This is a genomic window from Acinetobacter sp. Ac_5812, from assembly GCF_013072695.1.
Classification (GTDB): domain Bacteria; phylum Pseudomonadota; class Gammaproteobacteria; order Pseudomonadales; family Moraxellaceae; genus Acinetobacter.
The window spans coordinates 1-1,332 of record NZ_LXUK01000014.1 but is presented as its reverse complement, the minus strand read 5'-3'; the positions used below and the strand labels follow the sequence as shown (position 1 = coordinate 1,332).

Sequence of the window (1,332 nt, the reverse complement as noted above, 5' to 3'; positions counted from 1 at the left end):
TCATGTTGTAATTAAAGCTAATTTTATAGGAGCTACAACATGAAAAATGAATATGTAATTTGCCAATATTGCGAAGAAGATTATGCGGTCGATTATTACAGCAAAATTCATCCAGCAGTTATTTTGTGCAACCCATGTGCAAACATGATTTTGGATGCTGTGCTTATGGCGCAATATGGCCGAGACGTTTTGGGGCGGAAAACTGAAAAAACACCGAAAAAATATATCAAAAAGAAAATTGGTATGAAGCTTCGTCTTGAGGTTTATGAGCGCGATGGATTCAAGTGCGTTACCTGTGGTGTTCAGAAGAATTTAACACTGGATCATATTAAGCCAGAGATCTTAGGTGGTGTTTCAACAATAGAAAACCTCCAAACAATGTGTAAGTCATGCAATTCATCAAAAGGTACTGAGTACGATGAACCTGACGAGGGGGGAGAATGAGTTTAGATGCAACAATTTGGGCGTGGAAGGCTGACGTTAAAAACGGTAGCCAGCGCCTTGTACTTTTGACTTTAGCTGATCGTGCAGGGGAGAACCACCGGTGTTTTCCAAGCATAAAAAGAATGGAGAAAGATACTAAACTCAATCGCAAAACAATCATGAAGGTTTTAGACGAGCTTGAAGCTGATTCTCATATTAAGTTTACGGGCGAAATAGTAGGAAATGGCGTAAAAATCTACCAATTAATTGGTGTTCTGGGCCGCGAAGAAGACTCAACAACCAGTACCAAAAAAGGTACTAGTACCGAAAACGGAACAGGTATCAATTTAGGTACTGGTTCCAATAACGGCACTAGTACCAATATTGGGACTCCGAGTAGTCCCAATATTGGGTTTGGTACCAGTACCAATATTGGGACACAGAACCTCCCATATAACTCTCCAAATGAATCTATAAATAAAAAACATTGGCTTTGTTCAAAAAAGTTGAGTTTGGAAATTGCTCAAGCCAATCCAACGATCAATCCAAATGACATCATTTCATCGACTTGGTTCAATCGTGAGTTTAGAGCTTTCGAGATTTTCAATGCAGAAAAATCAATGTGTGATGATTTGATGATTTACCACTTTGCAAACTGGTTACTTTCAGCAAAAGCAAAAATGGATCGCTTGAATCATTCAGCACATCCAATCAACAAATCAGGATCTAAATCTGAAAATCCACTCTCTGAAAAACAGATCAAGTTTTTAGCAGGAAAATTATCTCGCTTGCCTGACTTCGGTAAATACGCCGTTGGTAATGAATCGCATGAGCAGCTTGCGGTTCGCTTAGAAACCATGCTGAAGGATCCAAAGAATATCGAAAAGTGGTCTGAACAATTAGCGGAAA

At 39.1% G+C, this 1,332-nt stretch carries 2 protein-coding genes; both read left to right on the top strand.

The annotated features are described in order from the left end of the window. Positions 1-39: 39 nt before the first annotated feature. Positions 40-444: an HNH endonuclease gene (locus A7P55_RS11945; protein WP_171552269.1), complete on the top strand. Its 405-nt coding sequence runs from the start codon at positions 40-42 to the stop codon at positions 442-444. Then, positions 441-1,332, top strand: an 892-nt coding sequence (locus A7P55_RS11940; protein ID WP_171552268.1) for a helix-turn-helix domain-containing protein, incomplete at its 3' end; no start/stop codon positions are given. The genes A7P55_RS11945 and A7P55_RS11940, both read left to right, overlap by 4 nt.

Coding starts and splice junctions, on each gene's coding strand:
- A7P55_RS11945 (WP_171552269.1), top strand. CDS start 40: ATGAAAAATGAATATGTAATTTGCCAATATTGCGAAGAAGATTATGCG.